The sequence below is a fragment of the Aeromicrobium sp. genome (genome assembly GCF_036675695.1).
Classification (GTDB): Bacteria; Actinomycetota; Actinomycetes; order Propionibacteriales; family Nocardioidaceae; genus Aeromicrobium.
The window spans coordinates 1-24269 of the sequence record NZ_JAKFEL010000158.1 but is presented as its reverse complement, the minus strand read 5'-3'; the positions used below and the strand labels follow the sequence as shown (position 1 = coordinate 24269).

29 protein-coding genes are annotated in these 24269 nt (G+C 64.9%); 21 read left to right on the top strand and 8 right to left on the bottom strand.

Annotation, left to right across the window (positions count from 1 at the left end):
* Nucleotides 1-6 precede the first annotated feature (6 nt).
* The 10 genes from V6M39_RS10345 to V6M39_RS10300 all read left to right on the top strand — a co-directional run bounded on the left by V6M39_RS10345 (nt 7) and on the right by V6M39_RS10300 (nt 7399).
* Nucleotides 7-2454, top strand: coding sequence for an FtsK/SpoIIIE family DNA translocase (locus tag V6M39_RS10345; protein ID WP_332643740.1), 2448 nt, complete (start codon nt 7-9; stop codon nt 2452-2454).
* A 2-nt stretch (nt 2455-2456) separates the two neighbouring features.
* A complete protein-coding gene (locus tag V6M39_RS10340; RefSeq protein WP_332643738.1) occupies nt 2457-2900 on the top strand; it encodes a hypothetical protein in 444 nt (147 codons plus the stop codon).
* A 23-nt stretch (nt 2901-2923) separates the two neighbouring features.
* Nucleotides 2924-3544 (top strand): CDP-alcohol phosphatidyltransferase family protein, encoded by a 621-nt coding sequence (locus V6M39_RS10335; RefSeq protein ID WP_332643737.1) that lies wholly within the window; start codon nt 2924-2926, stop codon nt 3542-3544.
* Nucleotides 3541-4014, top strand: coding sequence for a CinA family protein (locus tag V6M39_RS10330; protein ID WP_332643736.1), 474 nt, complete (start codon nt 3541-3543; stop codon nt 4012-4014). The genes V6M39_RS10335 and V6M39_RS10330 overlap by 4 nt, the downstream gene beginning before the upstream one ends.
* 61 nt (nt 4015-4075) lie before the next feature.
* Nucleotides 4076-4378 carry a helix-turn-helix domain-containing protein gene (locus V6M39_RS10325; protein WP_309970785.1) on the top strand — a complete coding sequence of 101 codons (303 nt, stop codon included), beginning with the start codon at nt 4076-4078 and terminating at the stop codon, nt 4376-4378.
* Between the two features lie 14 nt (nt 4379-4392).
* Complete coding sequence (locus tag V6M39_RS10320; RefSeq protein WP_332643735.1) at nt 4393-4590, top strand: DUF3046 domain-containing protein; 198 nt, start codon at nt 4393-4395, stop codon at nt 4588-4590.
* Nucleotides 4591-4773: 183 nt separating this feature from the next.
* Nucleotides 4774-5850: a recombinase RecA gene (recA, locus tag V6M39_RS10315; protein ID WP_332643734.1), complete on the top strand. Its 1077-nt coding sequence runs from the start codon at nt 4774-4776 to the stop codon at nt 5848-5850.
* Nucleotides 5850-6362: a regulatory protein RecX gene (locus V6M39_RS10310; protein ID WP_332643733.1), complete on the top strand. Its 513-nt coding sequence runs from the start codon at nt 5850-5852 to the stop codon at nt 6360-6362. The genes recA and V6M39_RS10310 overlap by 1 nt, the downstream gene beginning before the upstream one ends.
* Nucleotides 6363-6365: 3 nt before the next feature.
* Nucleotides 6366-6893, top strand: coding sequence for a GNAT family N-acetyltransferase (locus V6M39_RS10305; RefSeq protein WP_332643732.1), 528 nt, complete (start codon nt 6366-6368; stop codon nt 6891-6893).
* A gap of 47 nt (nt 6894-6940) precedes the next feature.
* On the top strand, nt 6941-7399 hold the full coding sequence (locus V6M39_RS10300) for a hotdog fold domain-containing protein (RefSeq protein WP_332643731.1): 459 nt from the start codon (nt 6941-6943) through the stop codon (nt 7397-7399).
* Here the strand turns inward: V6M39_RS10300 and V6M39_RS10295 are convergent.
* Nucleotides 7396-8325, bottom strand: coding sequence for an SPFH domain-containing protein (locus V6M39_RS10295; protein WP_332643730.1), 930 nt, complete (start codon nt 8323-8325; stop codon nt 7396-7398). The two genes, V6M39_RS10300 and V6M39_RS10295, sit on opposite strands and share 4 nt — an antisense overlap.
* A 98-nt stretch (nt 8326-8423) precedes the next feature.
* Here V6M39_RS10295 and V6M39_RS10290 point away from each other — a divergent pair, with 98 nt between their 5' ends.
* Nucleotides 8424-9452, top strand: coding sequence for a lipase family alpha/beta hydrolase (locus V6M39_RS10290; protein ID WP_332643729.1), 1029 nt, complete (start codon nt 8424-8426; stop codon nt 9450-9452).
* On the opposite strand, the gene V6M39_RS10285 is transcribed toward V6M39_RS10290, so the two are convergent.
* The 6 genes from V6M39_RS10285 to V6M39_RS10260 all read right to left on the bottom strand — a co-directional run bounded on the left by V6M39_RS10285 (nt 9449) and on the right by V6M39_RS10260 (nt 14120).
* Complete coding sequence (locus V6M39_RS10285) at nt 9449-10303, bottom strand: amino acid ABC transporter permease (protein WP_332643728.1); 855 nt, start codon at nt 10301-10303, stop codon at nt 9449-9451. The genes V6M39_RS10290 and V6M39_RS10285 overlap by 4 nt on opposite strands.
* Complete coding sequence (locus tag V6M39_RS10280; protein ID WP_332643727.1) at nt 10300-10947, bottom strand: amino acid ABC transporter permease; 648 nt, start codon at nt 10945-10947, stop codon at nt 10300-10302. The genes V6M39_RS10285 and V6M39_RS10280 overlap by 4 nt, the downstream gene beginning before the upstream one ends.
* 71 nt (nt 10948-11018) lie before the next feature.
* Nucleotides 11019-11915 (bottom strand): glutamate ABC transporter substrate-binding protein, encoded by an 897-nt coding sequence (locus V6M39_RS10275; protein WP_332643726.1) that lies wholly within the window; start codon nt 11913-11915, stop codon nt 11019-11021.
* Nucleotides 11916-11948: 33 nt separating this feature from the next.
* Complete coding sequence (locus V6M39_RS10270; protein ID WP_332643739.1) at nt 11949-12677, bottom strand: amino acid ABC transporter ATP-binding protein; 729 nt, start codon at nt 12675-12677, stop codon at nt 11949-11951.
* Nucleotides 12678-12767: 90 nt separating this feature from the next.
* Nucleotides 12768-13460 (bottom strand): VOC family protein, encoded by a 693-nt coding sequence (locus V6M39_RS10265; protein ID WP_332643725.1) that lies wholly within the window; start codon nt 13458-13460, stop codon nt 12768-12770.
* 39 nt (nt 13461-13499) lie between these two features.
* The gene (locus tag V6M39_RS10260) at nt 13500-14120 is read right to left on the bottom strand and encodes a TetR/AcrR family transcriptional regulator (protein WP_332643724.1); all 621 of its coding nucleotides are present in this window, start codon (nt 14118-14120) and stop codon (nt 13500-13502) included.
* A gap of 91 nt (nt 14121-14211) precedes the next feature.
* Between V6M39_RS10260 and V6M39_RS10255 the strand changes: the two genes are divergently transcribed.
* From V6M39_RS10255 to V6M39_RS10210, 10 genes are read left to right on the top strand one after another with little or no spacing between them, the layout of a single operon-like run.
* A complete protein-coding gene (locus tag V6M39_RS10255; protein WP_332643723.1) occupies nt 14212-15144 on the top strand; it encodes an SCP2 sterol-binding domain-containing protein in 933 nt (310 codons plus the stop codon).
* Between the two features lies 1 nt (nt 15145).
* Complete coding sequence (locus tag V6M39_RS10250) at nt 15146-15973, top strand: MlaE family ABC transporter permease (RefSeq protein WP_332643722.1); 828 nt, start codon at nt 15146-15148, stop codon at nt 15971-15973.
* Nucleotides 15973-16800 carry an ABC transporter permease gene (locus tag V6M39_RS10245; RefSeq protein WP_332643721.1) on the top strand — a complete coding sequence of 276 codons (828 nt, stop codon included), beginning with the start codon at nt 15973-15975 and terminating at the stop codon, nt 16798-16800. The genes V6M39_RS10250 and V6M39_RS10245 overlap by 1 nt, the downstream gene beginning before the upstream one ends.
* Before the next feature lie 4 nt (nt 16801-16804).
* Entirely contained in the window at nt 16805-18016 is a 1212-nt protein-coding gene (locus V6M39_RS10240) for an MlaD family protein (protein ID WP_332643720.1), read from the top strand.
* On the top strand, nt 18013-19020 hold the full coding sequence (locus tag V6M39_RS10235) for an MlaD family protein (protein WP_332643719.1): 1008 nt from the start codon (nt 18013-18015) through the stop codon (nt 19018-19020). The genes V6M39_RS10240 and V6M39_RS10235 overlap by 4 nt, the downstream gene beginning before the upstream one ends.
* The gene (locus V6M39_RS10230; RefSeq protein WP_332643718.1) at nt 19017-19982 is read left to right on the top strand and encodes an MCE family protein; all 966 of its coding nucleotides are present in this window, start codon (nt 19017-19019) and stop codon (nt 19980-19982) included. The genes V6M39_RS10235 and V6M39_RS10230 overlap by 4 nt, the downstream gene beginning before the upstream one ends.
* The gene (locus V6M39_RS10225) at nt 19976-21019 is read left to right on the top strand and encodes an MCE family protein (RefSeq protein ID WP_332643717.1); all 1044 of its coding nucleotides are present in this window, start codon (nt 19976-19978) and stop codon (nt 21017-21019) included. The genes V6M39_RS10230 and V6M39_RS10225 overlap by 7 nt, the downstream gene beginning before the upstream one ends.
* Nucleotides 21016-22137, top strand: coding sequence for an MCE family protein (locus V6M39_RS10220; protein WP_332643716.1), 1122 nt, complete (start codon nt 21016-21018; stop codon nt 22135-22137). The genes V6M39_RS10225 and V6M39_RS10220 overlap by 4 nt, the downstream gene beginning before the upstream one ends.
* Nucleotides 22134-23219, top strand: a complete 1086-nt coding sequence (locus tag V6M39_RS10215; RefSeq protein ID WP_332643715.1) for an MlaD family protein — start codon at nt 22134-22136, stop codon at nt 23217-23219. The genes V6M39_RS10220 and V6M39_RS10215 overlap by 4 nt, the downstream gene beginning before the upstream one ends.
* Nucleotides 23216-23707 (top strand): hypothetical protein, encoded by a 492-nt coding sequence (locus V6M39_RS10210; RefSeq protein WP_332643714.1) that lies wholly within the window; start codon nt 23216-23218, stop codon nt 23705-23707. The genes V6M39_RS10215 and V6M39_RS10210 overlap by 4 nt, the downstream gene beginning before the upstream one ends.
* Here the strand turns inward: V6M39_RS10210 and V6M39_RS10205 are convergent.
* Complete coding sequence (locus tag V6M39_RS10205; protein WP_332643713.1) at nt 23704-24123, bottom strand: MerR family transcriptional regulator; 420 nt, start codon at nt 24121-24123, stop codon at nt 23704-23706. The two genes, V6M39_RS10210 and V6M39_RS10205, sit on opposite strands and share 4 nt — an antisense overlap.
* Nucleotides 24124-24269: the final 146 nt, after the last annotated feature.

Sequence of the window (24269 nt, the reverse complement as noted above, 5' to 3'; positions counted from 1 at the left end):
TTCGCCATGGCGACCCGAACGTCTTCCCCGCCGCGCAAGCGGCCGTCCGGTAGCCAGGCTCGAAAGAAGCCGGCAGCACGCAAGCCGCAGCCAAAGAGGCCGCAGCAGTCGCGCAAGCCGCGCAGATCCGGACCTGGCCCAATCAGTGCTGCCTTCAGCGGCCTGATCAACCTCCTGCGCTCCATCTGGTCTGGCCTAGCAGGACTGACTGGTGCGATTGCCCGAAGCATCGGCAGCAGTGCCAAGGAGCTCGACCCTGCGCAACGGCGTGACGGTGTCGGCTTCGGACTGCTCGGCATCAGCATCATCGTTGCCGCGTCGGTGTGGTGGCAGATTCCCGGCCGTGTCGGAGAGCTGATCCGCGCGATCACGTCTGGCAGCGTCGGCATCCTGGCGTGGGCTGTCCCTGTGCTGCTCGCGGTCATCGCGTGGCGCACGTTGCGTCACCCCGATCGCAACGGCCCTGCCGGTCGTCAGATCATCGGTTGGAGCGCAATCACCGGCGGCATCCTCGGACTCGTGCACCTGTCACACGGTGTGCCGCGCCCCAGCGACGCCAACGCCGACGCGATGCGTGAAGCCGGCGGCGCGATCGGCTTCCTGTTCTCCGCCGTCCTCGTAGACCTGCTGAAGAGCCCGTACGTCGTGGCGCCGCTGCTGGTCCTCGCGGTCGCCTTCGGCCTGCTCGTGGTGACCAACACGCCGCTGCACGCCGTACCCGGCCGCCTCACTGAGCTCCGCGACAAGGCCCTCGGACGGACGTCGGAGGAAGAGGTCGCAGAAGAGAAGCCCAAGCGGCCCAGGCACCCCAAGACCCCCGTGGTCGAGGAGTTCGAGAGTCCGCTGGTCGATGGACCCGACGAGGACCGTCAGGTTCCCGCGCGCGTCTTCGAGGTCCACGAGCCCCAGGCGGATATTGACGACACCGGTCCGATCCGTGCGATCGAGCCGATCCCTGCCTCGGCAGAGCAGCTCGCGCTCGCCAGCGACATCATCTACACGCTGCCGGAGCCGTCTGTGCTCCGCGAAGGTACGCCGCACAAGGCGCGCTCAGCCGCGTCGGACGAGGTCGTCGAACGCCTCACCGAGGTGCTCGAGCAGTTCCAGATCGACGCCACCGTCACCGGCTACACCCGTGGCCCGACGGTGACCCGCTACGAGGTCGAGCTCGGCCCTGCCGTGAAGGTCGAGAAGGTCACCGCGCTGTCGCGCAACATCTCGTACGCCGTGGCGTCGGCCGAAGTGCGCATCCTGAGCCCGATTCCGGGCAAGTCCGCGATCGGTGTCGAGATCCCCAACGTCGACAAGGAAATGGTGTCGCTCGGCGACGTCCTGCGTTCGGGCAAGGCCCGCAGCGACCACCATCCGATGGTCATCGGTCTCGGCAAGGACGTCGAGGGCGGCTACGTCGTGGCCAACCTCGCGAAGATGCCTCACCTGCTCGTGGCTGGTGCGACCGGCTCGGGCAAGTCGTCGTTCGTCAACTCGATGATCGGCTCGATCCTGATGCGCTCGACGCCCGAAGAGGTGCGCATGATCCTGGTCGACCCCAAGCGGGTCGAGCTGACGGCGTACGAAGGTGTTCCGCACCTGATCACGCCGATCATCACCAATCCCAAGAAGGCCGCTGAGGCGCTCCAGTGGGTCGTGCGCGAGATGGACATGCGCTACGACGACCTGGCCAACTTCGGCTACCGCCACATCGACGACTTCAACAAGGCCGTACGTGCCGGGAAGGTGCAGCTGCCCCCGGGCAGTGAGCGCGTTCTCGCGCCCTACCCGTACCTCCTCGTCGTCGTTGACGAGCTCGCCGACCTGATGATGGTCGCCCCGCGCGATGTTGAGGACTCGATCGTCCGCATCACCCAGCTCGCCCGCGCCGCCGGCATCCACCTGGTGCTCGCCACGCAGCGACCGTCGGTCGATGTCGTCACGGGTCTGATCAAGGCCAACGTGCCCAGTCGCCTCGCGTTCGCGACCTCGTCGGTCACCGACAGCCGCGTCATCCTCGACCAGCCCGGTGCCGAGAAGCTTGTCGGCCAGGGCGACGGGCTGTTCCTGCCCATGGGTCAGAACAAGGCCATGCGTATGCAGGGTGCCTGGATCACCGAGGCCGAGATCCACTCGATCGTCGAGCACTGCAAGAAGCAGCTGCAGCCTGTCTATCGCGAGGACGTGACGGCTCCGGCCGTGTCGCGTCGCGAGATCGACGATGACATCGGCGACGACATGGACCTCGTACTGCAGGCGATCGAGCTTTGCGTCACGACCCAGTTCGGTTCGACCTCGATGCTGCAGCGCAAGCTGCGCGTCGGATTCGCGAAGGCGGGTCGTCTCATGGACATCCTCGAGAGCCGCGGCATCGTCGGCCCCAGCGAGGGTTCGAAGGCCCGTGACGTCCTGATCAAGCCCGATGACCTCGATCAGGTCCTCGCGAGCATCCAAGCGGGTTGAGCATGAGCACAGGACTTGAGCCGTTCGAGATCCGACGGCGGGTGAAACTGTTCGCGTTCCTCGGACTGCTGTGCCTCGCGCTCGCAGCCGCGTTCGGTTGGCTCGCGTACGACCGCAGCGAGCCGCTCCTGTGGGCTCCTGTCGTCGTGCTGACGATTCTCGGGCTGATCAATCTGCGCGGAACCAACGACGCCCGTGCGCCTCTCTTCGTCGCGGACGACCACGGCGTACGTCTGCGCGGCCGTGAGGGCTGGGTCGGTCTCCTCTGGAGCGAGATGGCCGAGATCAGGATCGAGCGCCGGGCTGGCCGCCACGATCCGCGAGTCAAGGTCGTCAGCAAGGACGGCACCCGTTTCTACACCTCACCGCTGGGTCTGGCGACCGACACGTCGCCGGGGGAGGCTGAAGTCCAGTTGGCGCGGCGCCGTCCCGCTGCCGCATACTGAGACGTCACCAGCGAGAGGGACCCATGGAAACGGCGCACCAGCCGAGCAGGCTCAACATTGCCAATGTGCTGACGGTTCTTCGTATTGCCGGCGTTCCACTCTTCGGGTGGCTCCTGCTGACGCAGGACGGCCAGTCGGTCGAGTTCCGGGTCTGGTCATGGATCGCGTTCCTGCTGTTGATGGCCACGGACAAGATCGACGGTGACCTTGCACGCAAGCACAACCTGGTGACCAACTTCGGCAAGCTGGCCGACCCGATCGCCGACAAGGCGCTCACCGGGATGGCATTCGTCGGTCTCGCGATCATCTTCACGGACACACGGTTTGGCTGGCTGTTTTGGACCGTCACGATCATCGTGCTGGTCCGCGAGTGGGGCATCACCCTCATGCGGTTCGTGGTCAAGAAGTATGGCGTGATGCCGGCCGGCCAGAACGGCAAGATCAAGACGACCCTCCAGGCTGTCGCGATCGGTGGCTACCTGCTCCCGTTCGAGATCTGGGACAACACGATCTCCGACATCCTTCGCTGGGTCACCCACGGTTTCATGGCCGCAGCGTTCTTCATCACCGTGAGCACCGCGGTCGCGTACGTACGCGATGCCCGCAAGCTGCGCCGCGACTCCAAGGCCGCGGCGCGGACGTGAGCCTCGCCGATGAAGTCATCGGCGCGCTTCGCAGGGCCGGTGCGACAGTGGCCACTGGCGAGTCGCTGACCGGCGGACTCGTGTGCTCGACGCTGGTGAGCGTCGCCGGAGCGTCGGATGTGGTGCTTGGCGGCGTTGTTGCCTATGCGCCGGAGGCGAAGGTCGAGCTCCTCGACGTTGAAGCCGAGCTGATCGAGGATCGCGGCACCGTGGATCCCGATGTTGCGGCGCAGATGGCATTCGGCGCCCAGGAGCGGTTCAACGCCACGTACGGGATCTCCACGACCGGAGTCGCTGGCCCGGGGGAGAGCGAAGGCAAACCTGCGGGGACCGTGCACATCGCCATTGCGGGGCCTGACGGCGTACGTACGACCGCCCTGCAGCTCGACGGTGACCGACACGAAGTCCGCAATCAGACGGTCGACGCGCTGCTCGCGGAACTGGTCGCTAGGGTGAGGGAAGAAACCTGATCCGCGCAGGGTTGTAGGTATATGACTCTGCTTGTTCTTGGCAATACCCAGGAGGTGCCCGATGACCGCAATGCGACAGCTGGTCGGCGAGGTCCTCCGTGCGCGCCGCATCTCGCAGGGACTGACGCTCCGCGACGTGTCGGGCAAGGCCCGGGTCAGCCTCGGTTACATCTCCGAGGTTGAGCGTGGGCAGAAGGAGCCGAGCTCTGAGTTGCTCGCCGCCCTTGCCGCCGCACTCGAGGTTCCGCTGTCGAAGGTTCTGCTCGATGTCAGTTCGCTGCTCGAGGTCGAAGAAGCCGCAGAAGCGCACATCGCGAGCATCTCGTCCATCGCGCGCGGCGATGTCTCCGCTTCCGCTGCCTGAATGCTCAGTCTTTAGTGAAGTACAGCGAGTTCTGGGTCCGCATGGACCAGCATTTCGGCGATCGTGGTTACGCCCGCGTATGGGCCGACAACCATGTGATGCGTGAGCTCGGCGGTCGGACGGCGTCCGCTGCTCTCGAAGATGGTGAGACGCCCAAGACCGTGTGGCGCGCCATCCACGAAACCTTGGGTCTGCCTGCTTCTGAGCGGTGAGAAACTTTCGCGCGACACGCCGTGTTCGAACACCGTGATCGAACAGACGTTCGGATAATCTCGTGTACAGGTTGGACGTGAGAAGGACGGATTCCACAGTCGGGTCGATGAGGCCCACATATGTCTGAGGGTCCTTCTAGCGTCGTCGATGACCCGCCACCCACGAGCAGAAACGGACCCACCATGGCACAGCCAAACCAGACCCTCGCCAGCGACAAGGACAAAGGCAAGTCCCTCGAGAACGCGATGGCCCAGATCGACCGCGCACATGGCAAGGGTGCCGTGATGCGTCTCGGCGACCAGGCTCGCGCACCGATCGAGGTCATCCCCACCGGAGCCACCACCCTCGACATCGCACTGGGCATTGGCGGTCTGCCGCGTGGTCGCGTCGTCGAGATCTACGGTCCGGAGTCCTCAGGCAAGACGACGGTCGCCCTCCACGCGATCGCCAATGCACAGAAGGCCGGCGGGGTCGCTGCCTTCATCGATGCAGAGCACGCGCTCGATCCTGAGTACGCCAAGCGTCTGGGCGTCGACACCGATGCGCTCCTGATCTCACAGCCCGACAGCGGTGAGCAGGCGCTCGAGATCGCCGACATGCTGATCCGTTCGGGTGCGCTCGACATCATCGTGATCGACTCCGTGGCTGCCCTCGTGCCCCGCGCTGAGATCGATGGCGAGATGGGCGACAGCCACGTGGGTCTGCAGGCTCGCCTCATGAGCCAGGCGCTGCGCAAGATGACCGGTGCGATCAACGGGTCCGGCACCACTGCGATCTTCATCAACCAGCTGCGCGAGAAGATCGGCGTGATGTTCGGTTCGCCCGAGACGACGACGGGCGGCAAGGCGCTCAAGTTCTACGCCTCGGTCCGCCTCGACGTACGACGCATCGAGACGCTCAAGGACGGCACCGACATGGTCGGCAACCGCACCCGCATCAAGGTCGTCAAGAACAAGCTCGCGCCGCCGTTCAAGCAGGCCGAGTTCGACATCATGTACGGCACCGGCATCAGCCGCGAAGGCAGCCTGATCGACGTCGGTGTCGACACGGGCTTCGTCCGCAAGGCCGGCGCTTGGTACACCTACGAGGGCGATCAGCTCGGTCAGGGCAAGGAGAACTCCCGCAAGTTCCTCCGCGACAATCCTGACCTGGCCGATGAGCTCGAAAAGCGCATCATGGAGCACATGGGCATCGGCGCACAGGCCGACAAGCCGGCGCTCGAGGTTGTCGAGGAGCCCCCGACCGACATCGAGTTCTGATGCCGCGGGCAGAAGCAGTTCCGCCCGAAGACCCGGAGGGCTACGCACGCAAGGTGATCTACGACCGCCTTGCCGTACGCGCCCAAAGTCGCAGCGACCTCGCTCAGGCACTGGCCAAGAAGCTGGTGCCTGAGGAGGTCGCTTCGGCGATGCTCGACAAGTTCGAGGCGGCCGGGCTCATCGATGACGAGGAGTTCGCTCGCGCCTGGGTTCAGTCACGGCAGCGCAGCAAGGGCCTGTCCTCACGCGTGCTCGCGATGGAGCTGCGCCAGAAGGGCGTCGACGACGAGATCTCCAAAGAGGTGCTGGGCGAGCTCGACCCCGCCGACGAGATCCAGGCAGCTCACCGACTGGTGCAGGGCAAGCTGCGATCGATGGCGCGATTCGACAACACCACCAAGACCCGGCGGCTCACCAGCATGCTCGCCCGCAAGGGCTACTCGCCGGCGATTGCGTTTGACGTCGTACGTCAAGAGCTCGGCGCCGAAGCTGCCGCGTTGGATAGCCTCTGAGCCGTGATCGCGTTCCGGCGACTGGTCGACGCAGACATGCCAGCCCTGGTCGGCTGGATGGCGGCCGAGCACGCTCAGCCCTGGTTCGGTGACGAACCGCGCACGCCCGAGCTGGCTCGCGAGCACTATGCCAAGGAGCTCGACGGCACGAGTGCCACCCGCATGTGGATCGTCGTGCTCGACGGCGTCGACATCGGCTACATCCAGGACTATCCCGTGATCGCCTACGACGACTACGCCGTGCGCGTGCAGGATCCCAAGGCGGTCGCCTTCGACTACCTGATCGGGTTGCCGGAGCTGATTGACCGGGGGATCGGGACGCAGATGATCACCACGTTCTGCGCCGAAGTCCTATGCCGCGATTATCCGGATGCGCCGCGATTCGTCGCAAGTCCCGATGTGCGCAACATGCGATCGATCCGGGTGCTGGAGAAGTGCGGTTTCACCCAGGGCCTCTGGATCCAACCAGAGTCCGTCACGCACCCCGAAGTCGTCTGTACTGCACCGCGGAGCGCGTTTGAGTTGGTGTGACGCTCCTGACGCTGACAGTAGTGGTGTAACGCTCCTACACTCGCGGCATGCCTTCGACCCTTGATCTCTACAAGAAGTTCACCGCGCTGCCCCAGGGCAAGCGCCTGTTTTCCGTCGCATTCAGCCAGAAGGCGCCGTACTTCGCGTCCATCCACCTCGAAGTGCAGGAGATGAAGCCGCACCTTGGGCAGATCCGTATCCCCAAGCGTCGTTCGGTCAAGAACCACATCGGCACGATCCATGCCATCGCAGCCTGCAACGGCCTCGAAGCCGCCATGGGGCTGCTTGCCGAGGCAACCTGCCCCGAAGACATGCGCTGGCTCCCCAAGGGCATGGAGGTCAGCTACCTCGCCAAGTCGACGACCGCACTGACGTGCACTGCAGAAACCACCGAGGCCGACTGGGCCGGCGCGCCTGACGTACCGGTGAAGGTCAAGGCCGTCACCTCCGACGGCACCGTGACCGTCGAAGGCGTCATCCACCTCTGGGTGACACCGAAAAGCTAGGGCTGCTGCGGCACGACCACGGTGGAGGCCGCGCCACCAGGCCAGCAGCTGAAGCCGATCGGCACCGGCTGGTTGTCCTTGACCATCTCGTTGAACGTGTCGAGGCACTGGCTGACCAGCACGTTCGGATCCTTGCTCACCGACTTGCTGAGCCGCTCGTTCGCCCGAGCCTGAGCGATCGCCGTCTGCTCGCGCTGAGTCGCGATACGGGTGTTCGCAATCTCGGCCTGGTAGAGGTTGATCTTGTTCTGAGTCGGCTTGTCGAAGTGGATGATCGGGATGATGACGTTCTCGATCTCGATCTGGTCGCCGACCTGCTCGCGGAGACGTTCGGCGACCTCCTTGGAGAACTCATTGAGGTTGGGGTTCACAGCGCCTTCGGCATCGTTCTGAATTGCGCTCAATGGGTTGTAGTCCGAAAGCACCTCGTTGAGTGCCGCCGTGAGTTCGCGGGTGATCAGCGACTTTCGGATGTTGTCCATGTCGCGGTAGTCCTTGTAGAGCGCCTCGCCTGCTTCGAGACGGATCCGCCAGCGTACGGAGTTGTCCACACACGCAGTCGACTCGTTGCCGATGCGGATCGACGTACAGCCGTTCTCTCCACCTTCGAGGTAGGAATCGGTCTGAATGGCGCCGTCGAGTGTGTGCACCTTCTCCCATGGGAGTTTGAGGTGGATGCCGTTGTCGAGGCTTCCGACTGGCTTGCCAAAGCTCGTCTTGATGCCGATGTCACGCGTCGGCACCATCGTGACGACCGTCGCGAGGAATGTCAGCGCAGTCAGCCCAGCGAGGCCGGCAGCAATAAAGCCGGGGGTCCGGCTGCGCTGCAGCGCGTTCTCCCGCTCACCGCTGCCCGACCGTGTCACGACCAAGAAGATCACGGTGGTGACCAGGAACAGGATGGCAAGGATCAGAGTGCCGGGCATGTACGTCTCCATGGAGTTAGGTGGCGGCGCTCACGATAGCGCCCACGCGAGGTGTGAGGGTTCGTAACGCGAATGATCGGCTGGTCGTTGGTGGTGCCATGACCCGTATGCGAAGTCTGGCCGTGATCCTTGGCGTAGTCGTGGCGATGTTTGCCACACCCGCGACGGCGGCGACGTCGCCGTACGCGCCGCTCGATCGCCCGGGCCCCAAGCTGACGGTTCCGGCGGCGACGCTCAAGGCCGCGCTCCAGTGCAGTGGCGACTTCAAGGGCTCCACGCTGCAGCCCATCCTGATGAACCCGGCGACAGGAGTGACGGTCGACGAGAACTACTCCTGGAACTACCAGCCGGCATTCACGGCACAGAAGCGCCCGTGGTGCGCGATCCACATGCCGTCGCACACGCTCGGCGACATCCAGGTATCGGGGGAGTACCTCGTCTACGCGATCCGCACGATGCGGGCCAAGTCGAACCGCGACATCGCGATCATGGGGCACAGCCAAGGCGGCATGTCGATGCGCTGGGCGCTTCGCTTCTGGCCTGACACCCGCACGATGGTCGATGACGTCATCGGCATGGCCGGCTCCAATCACGGCACGGAAACCCTTCCGACGTGCATTGTCGGTGTGACCACCTGCCTGCCGGCCGTCTGGCAGCAGCAGGCCAATGCGGAGTTCATCAAGGCGCTCAACAGTGGGGCTGAGACGTTCAAGGGCATCTCGTACACGGAGATCTACACCAAGACCGACGAAGTGGTGACTCCTCCTGAGTCCGCGGGTCTACACACCGGCAACGGACGGATCACCAACGTCGCGACCCAGGACGTGTGCCCGCTGGCGTTCTACGAGCACCTCGCGGTCGGCACGATCGACAACGCCGCGTACGTCCTGGCCATGGATGCGCTCAACCATGACGGCCCGGCCAATCTCTCGCGTTTCAACAAGGCCGAGTGCGGCAAGCTCTTCCACCCGGGCGTCAACCCGGCGAATGTCGGGATGTACCTCAGCATCCTGTCGGGTGCACCGGGTCTGGCGAGCGTGCCACTGCCGTACATCAACCTCGTGGGCGCTCCCATGCTCCCCAGAGAGCCCGCTCTGCGCTGCTACACGAAGGCGAAGGGCTGCTAGAGGGCTCCCATGTTGGAGCTGGTTCCACCTGGCTGGCCCTGCACGATCCCGCCGACCAGCTCGATCCGTTTGGTGCCGATCCGCTTCTGTGCCTTCTCGGCCAGCCATGACAGGGTGAGGTTGAGCAAGATATAGATCGCAGCGAGCACGAGTGCTGTGGCGAGCCGGTTCTCAAAGGTTCGCCAGATCTCACGGCCGGCGCCGGTCAGACCGGGTGCAACGATCGCATAACCGAGGCTGGTGTCCTTGAGCGCAACGATGCACTGGCTGATGATCGCCGGGAGCATGATCTTCACAGCCTGGGGGATCAGCACGATCGTCATGACTTGGCTCTTGCGCATGCCGAGCGCGTACGCGGCCTCGGCCTGGCCCGGCGGAACGGCGTTGATGCCGGCCCGGAACACCTCGGCGAGCACGGATCCGTTGTAGAGGATGAGGCCGAGCACGAGCGGCATGATCACGCCTGCCTGGCTGCCCTGGAACGCCCAGATAAAGATGATCAGCAGCAGGAGCGGGACGGCTCGGAAGAACTCCACGACCAACCAAGCGGGCCATCGAATCACCCGGTGATCAGACAGCTTGGCGGCGCCGAAGACGAGGCCGAAGATGACAGCCCCGATGATCGCGATCAGCGCAGCCTGCAATGTCGAGACCAGCCCCTCGAGCAGCAGCTCGACAATGTTGGGCGTGACGAACGGTTCCCATTTCTCGGCGGTGAACTGGTCTTCGGACCACAGCTTCCAGATCACGGCGCCGAAGACGGCGATGATTCCCAGAACTGTGGCGATTCCCATCAGTAGGTGACGCCGGCGGGCGCGCGGACCGGGGGCATCGAAAAGTATGGCGCTCATCGTTTGACCGCCCAGCGTCGTTCGAACAGGTGGGCACCGAACGAGATCACCTCGACGATGATGACGTAGCCCAACGCGATGCCGAAGAAGATCGCGATCCGTTCGGTGGCGTACTCGTTGAGGAGTCCGCGCATCCGGAACGTTGCCTCGGCGATGCCGAAGGCTGCGGCAAGGGAGGTGTTCTTGGTCAGGGCAATGAAGACACTCGCCAGCGGCGGCACCACGAAACGGAAAGCCTGGGGGAGCACGACCTGGGTCATGGTCAGGTTGAACGGCATTCCGATCGAGCGGGCTGCCTCGACCTGGCCGGTCTGGATTCCGTTGACGCCGGCACGGATGGCCTCGGCGACGAACGCAGCGGTGTAGAGGCCCATCGCCAGCGTGACCATGATGAAGAAGCCGAAATCGATGCCGATCTCCGGGAGGCCGTAGTAGGTGATCAGGATGAGCACCAGCAACGGAGTGTTTCGGAAGAGGGTGACGTAGGTCGTGCCGACCCCCCGCAGGATAGGCACTGGGGCAACACGGGCAACAGCCACGAAGATCCCGACGACCATCGCGAGCGCGCCTGAGGCGAGCAACAGCTTGATGGTCTCGACGAAGCCCTTCAAGAGCAGGTCGAAGTTCTCGGTCAGCGCGTTCATGTCACCTCATTTCTCACTTTGTCGAGAGTGGGTGGGCCCGCTTGCGCGAGCCCACCCACGATCAGCCCTGATCAGGGGCAGGGATCGAGCGTCGGCGTGGCCGGCGCTTCGTTGCCGGACTTGCCAAGCGTGTTGTCGAACGCCGTCTGGAAGGCGTCGCCCGACAATGCATCCTCGAGTGTCGTGTTGAGGAACTCGCACAGCTCCGGCGACTCCAGGCTGTAGCCGACGCCGTAGCGCTCCTCGGAGAACGGCTCTCCGACAACCTTGATCTCTTCGGGCGCCTCGGCGGCGTAGCCGAGCAGGATCGCACCATCGGTGGTCACCGCATCGACCGAGCCGTTCTTGAGCTGGTCGACGCACTCGGAGTAGGTGTCGAAGCCGGCCGGGGTGGCGCCGTACTCCTTCTCGACCGTGGCAATCGATGTCGAGCCCGTCACCGAGCACACCTTCTTGCCTTCGAGGTCCTCTGGTCCCTTGATCGTGTCGTCAGCGGCGGCCACGAGCAGACTCTGACCCGTGACGTAGTAGGGGCCGGCCTGGCCGACGATCTTGCGGCGGTCGTCGGTGATTGAGTAGGAGGCGATCACGAAGTCGACGGTGCCTTCCTGGAGGAACGGCTCGCGGTTGGCCGAGATCGTCTCGATCCACTCGATGTCGTCGGCCTCGATGCCGAGCTGACCGGCGATGATCTTGCCCATCTCGGGGTCGATGCCAGTGGGGTTGTCCGAGCCAGCTGCCTTGAACCCGATACCGGGCTGGTCGAACTTGACGCCGATCTTGACGGTTCCGGCTTCGGCGATCTCCGCCATCCGGGAACCGGCTTCGAAGTCGGGATCCGCGACGACTTCGTAGTCGCCCGTGGCGCCGTCTCCTCCGTCGCCATCTTCGCCAGCGTCTCCGCAGGCGGTCAGGACGAGCATGGTGGCAGCCGCTGCTGCGGCCCACATGGTGCGTTTGAGTTGCATCTGATGATCCTTCTCTCGGTGGGTTGTGCAGGGTCAGTGCGTCAAGATCTTGCTGAGGAAGTCTTTGGCTCTGTCGGTCTTGGGATTGGTGAAGAACTCCTGGGGAGTGTTCTCCTCGACGATGCTTCCGTCGGACATGAACAGCACTCGGTCGGCGGCCGTACGGGCGAATCCCATCTCGTGGGTGACGACGATCATCGTCATGCCGCCCTTGGCGAGGTCGACCATCGTGTCGAGGACTTCCTTGATCATCTCGGGATCGAGTGCCGATGTGGGTTCGTCGAACAGCATGACCTTGGGGTCCATCGCGAGCGACCGGGCGATGGCGACACGCTGCTGCTGACCGCCGGAGAGCTGAGCAGGCAGCTTGTCGGCCTGCGAAGCGACTCCGACCCTCTCGAGGAGCTCGCGGGCCCGTTTGTCGGCGTCCGCCTTCGACTTCTTGCGGACCTTGATCGGGCCGACCGTGACGTTCTCAAGCACGGTCTTGTGGGAGAACAGGTTGAACGACTGGAAGACCATGCCAACGTCGGCGCGCAGCTGGGCCAGCTCCTTGCCCTCTTCGGGGAGCTTCTGGCCGTCGACGGCGATCGTGCCTTCGTTGATCGTCTCGAGCCGGTTGATCGCCCGGCAAAGGGTGGATTTGCCGGATCCGGACGGGCCGATCACCACGACGACTTCTCCCGGGGCTACGTCGAGGTCGATGTCCTTGAGGACGTGGAGGTCACCGAACCACTTCTGGACTCCGTGCATGGAAACCATGGGAATCAATTCAGGCATGCCTCAACCTAGCCCGAAAGAACTAGGCCATGGGAGCCAGTTGAGTTACGAATTGAAGACGTTCGGTGCTGGTCAAGTCGTGATGCAGAACGGGTTGCCGTCGGGGTCGGTCATGGAGATCCAGCCCGGCTCGCACGGCGCGTCATCGCTCTGATTGGCTCCGAGCGACACGAGCCGATCGACTTCTACGATGCGTTCGCCCTCGGGGGCGAGGTCGAAGTGCAGTCGGGTCTTGGTGGTCCGTATGTCCAGTGGCGGCCCGCCCCACGAGATCTTTGAACCGCCGAGCGGTGACTGGATCGCCGTCTCCTCGTCCTGGTCCCAGACCAGGGGCCAGTCGAGGGCGGCACTCCAGAAGTAGCCCACCGCCTGGCTGCCGTCGCTCGAGTAGGCGCCGATGCGATCGGTGTCCTTGAGGAAGTTGTTGATCGGCTCGATCACACAGAACTCGTTGCCCTCAGGGTCTTGGAGCGGGACGTGCAGCTCGTCCGGCGGCAGGTCGAAGTCGAGATGCTTGGCACCCAGGCTGATCGCGCGCTCGACCGTCTCCTTCTGGTCGTCCCACGAGGTCGTCGTGGTGTCGAAGTGCATCTGGTTGGGCTCGGCCTTCGGCTCGTCGTTCTGTATGAAGCGGATCGGGATGGCCGTGTCTGTCGCCGGGAGGGTGGTTGCGGCGACCGGACGCTTCAGGACTTCACCCCAGAACGTCGCGAGTCGAGCGGGATCGGTGGCACCGAAGGACAGCGAGTGGAGCGAGGAAGGCATGTCTCGAACGCTAGGCGGCGCGTACGACCAATTCAACCGTCAGAGCCAGGAGGTCAGCACCAGGTCCGTGACCGACTGGGCGAGCTCAGCGGGATCCCATTCGCCAGGGTTCTGCAGAAGGGTCGCAGCGTTGGACTCGGCGAGGGCGATGAGGTTTTGCGCGTAGAGACGGACAGTTCGCTCGGGCATGGAGCGATCGGTCGAGTCAAGATGGTGCGCCAGCAATGCGGTGAGCTGACCGGTGATCAAGGCGCGAGCAACGTTCACCTTCGTCGTGATGACGGGGTCATTGACGTGAGGGGCATCGAACACGACGCGCCACGACGCGGGATGCTCGAGCGTCGCGCGGAAGAACGCCTCGTAGGCGGTCCGCATGACCTCGCCAACGTCGTCGAGGTCGATTGAATCGGGAAGTGCCTCCTGAGCTGCACCGACGAGCCGTTCTTCTTCGCGTGCCATCAGGGCTCGCAGGGCTTCGTCCTTGTGGGCATAGCAGGCATAGAGGACGGGCTTGCTGACGTTGGCGGCCTTGGCGATACGAGCCATCGTGGTGCCGGCGTAGCCATGTTCGATCCAGACCTCGAGCGCAGCATCGAGGACCAGCGGGCGTCGAACTTCGGGCCCAAGGTGCTCTGCGCGTACGCGAGTTTCGGTCGTCATCGGAATGCCCAATCTCGTTGACACCCGTCAGGGGTGTCACTACTGTTTACAAAATCCTACCGCAGGGTAGGAAACACTCCTAGAGGCAAACATGAGCGAACTTCGTACGTGGTTGAACGGGATACCTGAAGACAAGCTCGATGAACTCTTCGCCGGCGTTGACGCCGTCGAGATCGCACGCATGCTCGGTGCAGCCTCTGATTCCGAGCTGAAAGAGCTCATCGCCGACGAGTCGATCCGCGCAGCCGCGCTGAACGCTGGCTTCGGTCGCTTCGCTGACTTCGCCGAGCCGGAGCAGCTCAAGACCATGGATGGCGTCGTACGGTTCGTGGTCCGCCGAGATCGTGGCGTGGACGAGACGTACGACGCGCACTTCGGCAAAGCCACCGTCGTGGTGTTGCCAGCAGACAAGAGCGAGCCTGACGTCACGATCAGCACAGATGCCCTGACGTTCCTGCGACTTCTCTCCGGTACGGCCAGCGCAGCGCTGCTCGTTCTGGCGGGCACGATCAAGGTCGCCGGTGACGAGGACCTCGCACTGCGCGTCGGAGGCGTCTTCCGGGTGCCCGGCCACGAAGGCGTCGCCGTGGACCCGACTGCGCTCGACGCCGTACAGGTCGCTGGCGTCATCGCCAAGGCCAAGGACTCGCACCTGCAGGACGTGATGCGTGGCGGCTTCCGCGGGGTCGTGCTCGACGAGATCTTCCGCAGGTTCCCCGAGTACCTCAACCAGCGCAGCGCCGACAAGCTCAAGCTCGCAGCCTGCTTCAAGATCGGCGGCGGACCCAATGGGGACGATCGCTATCTCGTCGAGATCGACCACGGCACCTGCACGGTCACGCCCGAAGGTGACGGCGAACGATCGGTGACGATCGCGCTCGGCGGTGCTGAGTTCCTCAAGCTCGCCACCGGCAATCTCAACCCGACGATCGCGTTCATGAAGGGCAAGCTCCGCGTCAAGGGAGACCTCGCCTCCGCACTCGCCCTCAGTGGCGCCGTACGCATTCCGTCGGCGAAGGGCTGACATGTCGAGCGCGACCTACCCAGGCGGACGTCTGATCGCCTACGCGCGGTCCAAGACCGACGAGGGTCTTGAGACGTTCGGCGCGATGATCGTGCTCGGTTTCCAGGCGAGCGTCTTCACGGTGGTCGACATCGCCAAGCGCCGCTTCGCGTGGAAAGAGTGCCTGGAGCAGGCATGGTTCATGACCCGCGTCTCGCTGCTGCCGACGATCCTCGTGGCCATCCCGTTCGGTGTCATCGTGTCGATCCAGGTGGGCGCAATCGCCCAGCAGATCGGGGCTGTGTCGTTCACCGGCGCCGTCAACGGCATCGGCATCCTTCGCCAGGGTGCACCGCTGGTGACCTCGCTGCTGATGGCCGGTGCCGTCGGCTCGGCGATGTGCGCCCAGCTCGGCTCGCAGGCCGTACGCGAAGAGGTCGACGCCATGAAGGTGATGGGCCTCAACCCCATGCAGCGGCTGGTGGCGCCGCGACTCGTCGCCGCCGTTGTCGTCGGCATGCTGCTCAACGTGGTGGTCGCCGTGACGGCCATGACGACTGGCTTCATCCTCAATGTCGGCAGCGGCACCGTGAGCTCTGGCGCCTATCTTGGCTCGTTCACCAGCTTCGCCCAGCCGACCGACCTGTGGCTCGCCATGGGCAAGGCCGCGATCTTCGGCTTCCTCGCCACGGTCGTCGCGTGCCACAAGGGGCTCAACGTCGTCGGCGGACCCAAGCAGGTCGCTGATGCGGTCAACCAGAGCGTCGTCCTCAGCGTCGTGATGCTCGCAGTCGTCAATGTCGCGATCACGCAGGCGTACGTGATGCTCGTGCCGCAGAGGATGGCGTGATGGGCTGGGCGCGGCAGACCGGCGAGAAGACGCTCGACGGCGTCGCCGTGGTCGGTGCGCAGGCGACGTTCGTACGACGCACCCTGCAGTCGGTCCCGGCCGCGATGACGACATACCGGCAAGAGACGTTCCGTGTCCTCGCCGACATCAGCTGGGGCACGGGCGCGCTGGTGGTCGGCGGCGGAACGATCGGCGTGATGATCCTTCTCGCCGTCTCAGCCGGTACGTCTCTGGGAATCGAAGGCTTCAACGGTCTCGAGACGATCGGTCTCGCCCCGCTCACCGGCTTCGTGTCAGCGATCGTCAACACCCGTGAGCTCGCACCGCTGATCGCCGCGCTCGCGCTCGCAGCGCAGGTCGGGTGCCGATTCACGGCACAGATCGGCTCGATGCGAACCAGCGAGGAGATCGACGCGCTCCAGGTCATCGGCGTTCCACCGATGCAGTACCTGATCGCCACCCGCCTCGTCGCGTCGATGGTCGCGATCCTGCCGCTCTACCTGATCGGCCTGGTCGGCTCCTACGTCGCATCGCAGGCGGCGGTCACGGTTCTGTTCGGGCAACCCGAGGGCACGTATCTGCACTATTTCCAGACGTTCATCAGCTCTGGGGACATCCTGCTGTCGGTGGCGAAGGTGCTGGTGTTCGCCTTCGCCGTGACGCTGATCCACTGCTGGTACGGGTTCATGGCGAGCAACGGCGCCCAGGGCGTCGGCGAGGCGACGGGTCGCGCGATTCGCGCCAGCATCGTGATCGTCGTGCTGCTCGACATGGTCATGACGCTGCTCTTCTGGGGCGGCAATCCCGGCGTACGGATCTCGGGGTGATCTGGTGATAGACGCAACCATGATCGACCCGCGGATCGACAACCGCGGGATCCTGCTTCGCTATGCGCTCGTCATGTCGATTGTCGCGGCGCTCATCGCCACGGTCCTGCTCGCGTGGGGCAAGGGCACGTTCAGCGACGAGGTGGCCGTATCCGCGCAGGTCGACGACATCGGCGGCGCGCTGGCTGGCGGCGCGGACGTCAAGGTTCGCGGCGTCATCGTCGGACGTGTTGCGTCGATCGAGTCGCATGACGGCGGCGTACGACTGGGGCTGGTGATTGACGGCGACGCTGCCTCGGAGATCCCGCGCGACGTGTCGGCACGGATCCTGCCGGCTTCGGTATTCGGTACTTCCTTCGTCGACCTCGCGATGCCCGACAAGGCCACCGGTAGGTCTCTCGCCGCAGGTCAGGTCATCGAGCAGGACCGCCGCGAGTCCACCCTCGAGCTCCAGGACTCACTCGACAGCACCTATCGCGTGATGACCGCCGTGCGGCCCGCCGATCTGTCGATCACGCTCGGCGCGATCGCCGATGCGCTCGACGGCCGTGGAGCGGAGCTCGGCGCCACGATGGAGACGTTCAACTCCTTCCTCGGGCGGCTCGAGACACACACTCCGCTGCTCAAGGAAGACCTGGCCTTGCTGGCGCAGAACCTCGACACCTTCGCCGAGATCTCGCCGGAGCTCCTTGATGCCGTCGACAGTGGGCTCGTCACGGCTCGCACGATCGTGGCGAAGCGCGCCCAGCTCACCTCGATCATGGCTGGCGGCACGGCGCTCGCCGACGAGGCCGAACGGCTGCTCGCAGAGCAGGAGAAGCCGTTCGTCGACACGATGCGTCAGTCGGCGATCGTCGTCGACGCGGTGTTCGACAAACGCACGGGCATCGCTTCGGGCTTCCGCAACTTCGTGTCGTTCGCGACCAAGGGCAAGGGCGTCTTCGCGGCTGGGCCCTGGATGGCGACCGACGTCATCATCAAGACCGGTGACGACGCGCCCTACACAGCGGCAGACTGCCCGGTGTTCGGCCCGGTACGCGGCGACAACTGCGGGGGAGCGAGCAACGCCTCGCGTCGCTCGCAAGCGACCGCGCAGGACGATGCGGCGCTGCTCGGTCAGATCCGCGGGCTGCTCTCCGGTCTTGACGCCAGCGTGCCGACTGACGGCGGTGTCGGCCAGCTGCTGATCGGTCCGTACGTGGGCGAGGCGTCATGAAGCCGACTCTGCTCAAGTTCCTGTCGTTCGCCGTGGCAGCGCTCATCGCTTTCGTCGTCCTCGCCAACACCATGGGCAACCAGGTGGCGGGTTCGTCGCAGAACTACTCAGCCGACTTCAGCAATGTCAGCGGACTACGGGTCGGTGACGACGTGCGTGCCGCCGGCGTACGCGTCGGCCGCGTCGAGTCCATCAATCTGCGTGGGGGAGACACCGCCCGGGTGAAGTTCACCCTGTCGGACCAGCAGGGCCTGTTCGACACCACGGGCATCGTGATCCGCTACCAAAACCTTCTCGGCCAGCGCTATCTCTCGCTGACCCCGGGCGAGGAGAAGGGCAAGCGGCTCGTCAGCGACAGCGTTGTTCCGGTGTCGCGTACGAGCCCTGGCTTCGACCTGACGGCGCTGCTCAATGGCTTCGAGCCGCTCTTCGCGACCCTCGAGCCCGCGGAGATCAACCGGCTGTCCGAGTCGATCATGGCCGTCATGCAGGGACAGGGCGGGACGATCGAGTCGCTGCTGTCCGAGACAGCCGAGCTCACCAATCACCTCGCCGACAAGGACGAGGTGCTGGGACGCGTGCTGGACAACCTGACCCCAGTCCTGAAGAACGTCGGCGCCCAGGACGAACAGCTGGATTCGACGATCGAGTCACTGCAGACACTGATGACCCGGCTCGCCTCCGAGCGCAAGACGATCGGCGACACGATCGACGGCGTGACCGAGCTGTCGGCGGTCACGGCCGATCTCGCCACCGACATACGGCCGTCCTTCGACAAGGACATCGCGTCGCTGCGCCAGACGGCGAAGCTGTTCGTGGACAACACCGAGGCACTGATCCGCTCCTTCAGCACCCTGCCCAAGACGACCGAGGCGTTTGCGCGACCGATGTCGGCAGGCACCTGGCTCGACATCTACATCTGCAACATCGAGACGGTCATCCGCGGCAACGCCGTGCCCCTCGGGCCTCCCGACGGCCCCTACTCGGCGGTGTGCGCCCGATGAAGACTCTCAACACCCGACAGATCGGGATCATCGGCGTCATCGGCGTGGTGATCATGGGCTTGCTCGTCCTCGCGCTCAGCGTGATCCCGTTCGGGCAGAAGCACTACTCAGCGTTGATGGAGCACTCCGCAGGCCTGCGCGTCGGCGAAGAGGTGCAGGTCGCGGGCGTCGGCGTCGGCGAGGTGCGTGACATTAAACTCGAGGGCAAGCACGTACGCGTTGAGTTCACGCTGGACAAGGACATCGATCTGGGAAGCCAGTCGCGCGCTGCGGTCAAGGTGGCGACGCTGCTCGGCACGCACTTCCTCGACGTGACGGCCAACAAGGGCGGCGACCTCAAGGACGACACGATCCCGCTGGCCCAGACGTCCGTGCCCTACAACCTGCAGGACGTCATCGACGGCGGCACCGGCGCGCTCAATGAGCTCGACGGCGAAGCGATCAGCGAGTCGATGACGGTGCTGGCCGAAGCGCTGCGCGGTACGCCGGTGGCTGCCCGTGAGGCGATCGACGGCGTCGCCCGGCTGACCGTGGTCGCGGGCAAGCGTTCCGACCAGATGCGGGCGCTGCTCGCCGCGACGAACGACGTCACGGGCGACCTGGTGCGCAACAAGGAACGCATCATCGACCTGCTCGAGAAGTCATCGCTCGTGCTCCACGAGCTCACCAGCAGGCGCGATGCGATCGACCAGCTGCTGATCGACAGCCAGCGGCTGGCGCGTGCGGTGATCGGCGTTCTCGACGACACCGAGGAAGACTTCAAGCCACTGATGAGAGACCTCGCCAAGGCGCTCGACACGATGAAGTCGCAGAAGAAGGCGCTCACACAGTCGATCGACGGACTCGCCACGATGGCGACGTACTTCGCCAACGCGACCGGCAATGGTCCGTGGCTCGACCTCAAGGTGCCTTTCCCGCTCGGCGACAACCTCACCTGCGCTGCGAGGGGGCCGGCATGCTGAAGCGTCTGCTCATCGTCCTCGTGCTCGTCGTGACTCCGCTGTCCGGATGCGGGGGCTCCGGTCCGACCACAGTCACGGCCCAGTTCAGCGATGCCGCGGGACTCTTCGAGGGCAACGACGTCGGCGTGCTCGGCGTACGAGTCGGCAGCGTCACGAAGGTGGAGCCCAAGGGCGATCATGTCGACGTCACGCTCCAGATCGACGATGGCGTGAAGGTGCCCGCGAAAGCCGGTGCGGTCATCGTGTCGCGCTCGGTCGCGACTGACCGGTACGTCGAGCTGACTCCGGTCTACGACTCAGGACCTGTCCTGGCGTCGGGCACGGTGCTGCCGCTCGCTCGTACGCGTACGCCGGTCGAGTTCGATGACCTTCTCTCGTCGCTCACTGACATCTCCGACGAGCTCGCAGGTGAGGGCAAGTCCGAGCCGTTGAACGAGCTGCTCGAGACAGGCGCCAAGACGCTCGACGGCAAGGGCAAGAAGATCTCCGACAGCATGCGGGGCCTCGCCGACACGCTCGGTACTCTCGACGACGCCTCTGGTGACATCAAGGGCACGCTCGACAACCTCGACCAGCTCACGCAGACGCTCGCCGACAACGACGCGCTGATCCGCCGGTTCAACGGCGAGGTGACGTCAGCGGCTTCGATGCTCGACGACCAGCACGAGGCGATCGAGTCGACGTTCACGGTGCTGTCAGCGATGTTGCAGCGAGTCGCGGCGTTCTCGCACGATCACCGCGCCAAGATCGCCAGCCAGATCAACGACATCACCTCGCTGTCCAACACGCTCCTCGAGCACCGCAAAGGTCTCGAGGACGCCGTGGAGACCCTGCCGCTGATGATGCAGAACGTCGACCGCGCGATCGACGAGGGCGACCGACTCAACATGCGTACGCGACCCGGCGACCTCGTGCCCGCCGAGGACACCGTACGGCTGCTGTGCGAGTCGCTGCCGCCGGCCATTTGCGACGCCACGGGGCTCGAGAACCTGTCGCTGCTCGACATCCTCGGCGCGATTGCGGGGGTGAAGTCATGAAGCGGCTGGCGATCGTGCTGATGGCGGTCCTCACGCTGGGGGCGTGTGGAACCTCGGCCTCTGACCTCCCGCTGCCCGGATCCAAGCTGTCCGGCGCGAGCTACGAGATCACCGCCATGATCGACGATGCCCTCAACCTTGCTGTCGGCGCGCCGGTGAAGATGAACGGCGTCACCGTCGGCCGCGTCAAGACCGTGACGGCTCACGACTTCACCGCCCGCATCACGATGGACATACGCAAGTCGTCACCGCTGCACGACGGCGCGAGCATTCGTCTCCGCTCGACGACTCCGCTGGGTGAGTTGTTCGTCGACGTCGCTGACAAGCCCGAAGGCTCGCTGCTTGCTGATGGCGGCGCGATCGACGCCGATGCAGCTTCGGCGGCACCGACGGTCGAGGACACGTTGGCCTCGGCATCGATGCTGATCAACGGGGGAGGCTTGGGCCAGCTCCAGACGATCGTTCGAGAGGCCAACGAGGCTCTGGGCGGGCGCGAGGACACGGCGCGCGACCTGCTTGACTCGCTGACCACGGCCACGAGCAGCGTGAACGACAGCAGCGCGGAGATCGACGCGACCCTCGACGCTCTTGCCGATCTGTCGGAGACGCTGAACCGGTGTACCGACACGATCGACCAGGCGCTCGTGGACGTGGCTCCTGCAGCGCGCGTGCTCAGCGAGAGCACTGACGATCTGACCAAGCTGCTGCAGGCCGTCGACCAGCTCAGTGGCACGACGACCCGCGTCGTACGGGAGACCCGGGCTGACCTGCTGACGACGTTCGAGGAGCTCGGTCCGGTGCTCGACCAGCTCGTGTCGCTCAAGGGCGAGTTCGGATCCGGTCTGGACCGGCTGGTGACGTTCGCGGAGGCGATCGACAGGGGCGTGCCGGGCAACTACCTCAACGTCTTCCTGCGGTTCCAGGGCACGCTGGATCTTGGCCTCCCGAACCTGCCGATCGTCGGCGATCTGGGACTGCCGTCGATCGAGGTGGGCGAAGGGCTGCTCAAGAAGCTGCCGCTCCCGCCCTCGCTGCAGGACATGCTCGACCAGAGCTCGTCCGAGCAGTCCGGCGCGGGCTTGTCCGACCTGCTCGGATCGTTGGGAGGTTCGCGATGAAGCGTCGCGTTCACCGCAAGCATTTCGTCGCCGCAATCAGCCTGCTCGGCATCTTCCTGGCGACCGTCGCGTACCTCTACGGCGGCATCCTCGACGGCTCGCTGACCAAGCGTCCGGTGCACGTCTCCGTGGAGCTGGAGGAGACCGGCGGGCTGTTCGGCGGATCCGGCGTCACCTATCGCGGAGTCCGGGTCGGCAAAGTGGAGAGCGTAAAGCTCAACGACGGACGGATCATCGCGACTCTCAACCTCGAGCCGTCGGCGCACGTACCAGCTGACAGCGAGGCAGCCGTACGTACGCTGTCGCCCGCAGGCGAGCAGTACCTCGACTTCCAGCCCACCGCATCGAAGGGCCCGTGGCTCAAGAACGGCGACTCGATCGCTGCTGCGCAGACGGCGACGCCAACCTCGATCGCGACGGCACTGGAGTCGATCGACTCGCTGATGTCGCAGATCGATTCCGAAGACCTGGCGACGGTGCTCGACGAGCTGCACGTCGCCTTCAGCGACTCCGAGGACCTTGATCGCATCCTGACGTCGGGCACGAACCTCGTGGACCTGCTCGACGAGAGCTGGCCGCAGACCCTGCGCACGCTCGAGAACGCTCGCACCGTCCTGCGTACAGGCGTCGAGAGCAAGGACCAGTTCGTCGAGCTGTCGAGCTCGTTGAAGTCGTTGACCGGGTCGCTGGCGGACTATGACCCCAAGCTCCGCACGATCCTCGACAAGACGCCGAAGCACCTGAAGGAGATCCGCGCGCTGACCGCCACGATGGCGGACGTCCTGCCCGACTTCCTCACCGCCGCTGATGACCTGACCGGGACGTTGGCGGATCGTGATCCACACCTGCGCCAGCTGCTCACCGACTTCCCGAACGGCCTGCAGCGCCTCGCCGACACGATCGTGGAGGGCTACCTGCGCGTGAACATGCTCGTCTCGCCGGGTGAGGTCTGCTCGTACGGTGTCGACCAGCCGTCGCCGCGCTCCACCGACCGCGAACCGCTCGTCCACGGCCGTGAGTGCACCGCGAACGTCACGGGCCAGCAGCGCGGCTCAGCCCACGTACCGGCTCCGCTGCGATGAGCACCCGCATGGTCAAGGTCGGCCCCGAGCGCTCGACCGTCATCCTCGGCATCATCGTCGCCGCCCTCGTGGTGGCGTTGGCGTTCGTGCTTCTGCGCGGAGGCGACGACGACTCGTCGGCTGGCAGCGAAGCGCTCGAAGCGGCGACGACGGCCGCGGTCGACCTCACGACGTACGACCACACGCATCTCGATCGCGACTTCGCCTGGGTCAAGGACGGTGCGACGTCATCGTTCGCGAAGGAGTACGCCGCGACGAACGAGCCGCTGCGCGACATCATCACCAAGCTGAAGGCCGACGCGGTCGGCACTGTCGTCGAAGCCTCGGCGACGGTCGAGGACTTCGAGCACGTCACGGTGCTGCTGTTCGTCGACCAGACGATCACGAACGGCACGGACGCGAAGACGCGTACCGAGCGCAACCGAGTCGTGATGTCGATGGTCAAGCGCGGAGGCGCCTGGCTCGTCGACGACGTCGAGCTCCGCTAATGCGTTAGCGACCAGTCGCGGTTGCCCTCGAGCACGTCGGCGATCATCGTCCGGAAGTGCGGGCACGTCGTGATGTCGTGCGCCTTGCACTCAAAAGCGTGCACCGTCATCTCGCGGGAGCGCTGCATGTCCTCCATGCGTCGGTCCAGGTCGGCGAGGTGCTCCTGGAGCACCGCGTGCCGCTTCGGCCCGTGATCGTCATCGACCAGCACGGCGATCTGTTCCAGTGACATACCGGCGGCCTTGCTTCGCAGGATGACCGCGATGCGCACGAGGTCGTCGTCGCCATAGAGGCGCCGGTCCGCACCGTCGCGTTGAGGATTCAGCAGCCCGACGGTCTCCCAGTGGCGCAGAACATGGGTTTCGAGCCCGAATCGGGAGGCTGTTTCGCCGATTGAGCGCAGATTTGACTTCATGTTGACATTAACTCGCACGATGGACGCAACAGCAACTCTGAAGGAGAAATCATGCTTGACGCCATCGTCATCGGCGGGGGACCGGCGGGCCTACAGGCCACGCTCACCCTCGGCCGCATGCACCGCGACGTACTGCTCCTCGACTC

Coding starts and splice junctions, on each gene's coding strand:
- V6M39_RS10270 (WP_332643739.1), bottom strand. CDS start 12,677: ATGGTTTCCATGCACGGAGTCCAGAAGTGGTTCGGTGACCTCCACGTC.
- V6M39_RS10345 (WP_332643740.1), top strand. CDS start 7: ATGGCGACCCGAACGTCTTCCCCGCCGCGCAAGCGGCCGTCCGGTAGC.
- V6M39_RS10230 (WP_332643718.1), top strand. CDS start 19,017: ATGAAGACTCTCAACACCCGACAGATCGGGATCATCGGCGTCATCGGC.
- V6M39_RS10235 (WP_332643719.1), top strand. CDS start 18,013: ATGAAGCCGACTCTGCTCAAGTTCCTGTCGTTCGCCGTGGCAGCGCTC.
- V6M39_RS10215 (WP_332643715.1), top strand. CDS start 22,134: ATGAAGCGTCGCGTTCACCGCAAGCATTTCGTCGCCGCAATCAGCCTG.
- V6M39_RS10290 (WP_332643729.1), top strand. CDS start 8,424: ATGACCCGTATGCGAAGTCTGGCCGTGATCCTTGGCGTAGTCGTGGCG.
- V6M39_RS10250 (WP_332643722.1), top strand. CDS start 15,146: ATGTCGAGCGCGACCTACCCAGGCGGACGTCTGATCGCCTACGCGCGG.
- V6M39_RS10310 (WP_332643733.1), top strand. CDS start 5,850: ATGCCGCGGGCAGAAGCAGTTCCGCCCGAAGACCCGGAGGGCTACGCA.
- V6M39_RS10295 (WP_332643730.1), bottom strand. CDS start 8,325: ATGCCCGGCACTCTGATCCTTGCCATCCTGTTCCTGGTCACCACCGTG.
- V6M39_RS10245 (WP_332643721.1), top strand. CDS start 15,973: ATGGGCTGGGCGCGGCAGACCGGCGAGAAGACGCTCGACGGCGTCGCC.
- V6M39_RS10335 (WP_332643737.1), top strand. CDS start 2,924: ATGGAAACGGCGCACCAGCCGAGCAGGCTCAACATTGCCAATGTGCTG.
- V6M39_RS10340 (WP_332643738.1), top strand. CDS start 2,457: ATGAGCACAGGACTTGAGCCGTTCGAGATCCGACGGCGGGTGAAACTG.
- V6M39_RS10210 (WP_332643714.1), top strand. CDS start 23,216: ATGAGCACCCGCATGGTCAAGGTCGGCCCCGAGCGCTCGACCGTCATC.
- V6M39_RS10285 (WP_332643728.1), bottom strand. CDS start 10,303: ATGAGCGCCATACTTTTCGATGCCCCCGGTCCGCGCGCCCGCCGGCGT.
- V6M39_RS10280 (WP_332643727.1), bottom strand. CDS start 10,947: ATGAACGCGCTGACCGAGAACTTCGACCTGCTCTTGAAGGGCTTCGTC.
- V6M39_RS10300 (WP_332643731.1), top strand. CDS start 6,941: ATGCCTTCGACCCTTGATCTCTACAAGAAGTTCACCGCGCTGCCCCAG.
- V6M39_RS10255 (WP_332643723.1), top strand. CDS start 14,212: ATGAGCGAACTTCGTACGTGGTTGAACGGGATACCTGAAGACAAGCTC.
- V6M39_RS10225 (WP_332643717.1), top strand. CDS start 19,976: ATGCTGAAGCGTCTGCTCATCGTCCTCGTGCTCGTCGTGACTCCGCTG.
- V6M39_RS10275 (WP_332643726.1), bottom strand. CDS start 11,915: ATGCAACTCAAACGCACCATGTGGGCCGCAGCAGCGGCTGCCACCATG.
- V6M39_RS10265 (WP_332643725.1), bottom strand. CDS start 13,460: ATGCCTTCCTCGCTCCACTCGCTGTCCTTCGGTGCCACCGATCCCGCT.
- V6M39_RS10260 (WP_332643724.1), bottom strand. CDS start 14,120: ATGACGACCGAAACTCGCGTACGCGCAGAGCACCTTGGGCCCGAAGTT.
- recA (WP_332643734.1), top strand. CDS start 4,774: ATGGCACAGCCAAACCAGACCCTCGCCAGCGACAAGGACAAAGGCAAG.
- V6M39_RS10205 (WP_332643713.1), bottom strand. CDS start 24,123: ATGAAGTCAAATCTGCGCTCAATCGGCGAAACAGCCTCCCGATTCGGG.
- V6M39_RS10220 (WP_332643716.1), top strand. CDS start 21,016: ATGAAGCGGCTGGCGATCGTGCTGATGGCGGTCCTCACGCTGGGGGCG.
- V6M39_RS10325 (WP_309970785.1), top strand. CDS start 4,076: ATGACCGCAATGCGACAGCTGGTCGGCGAGGTCCTCCGTGCGCGCCGC.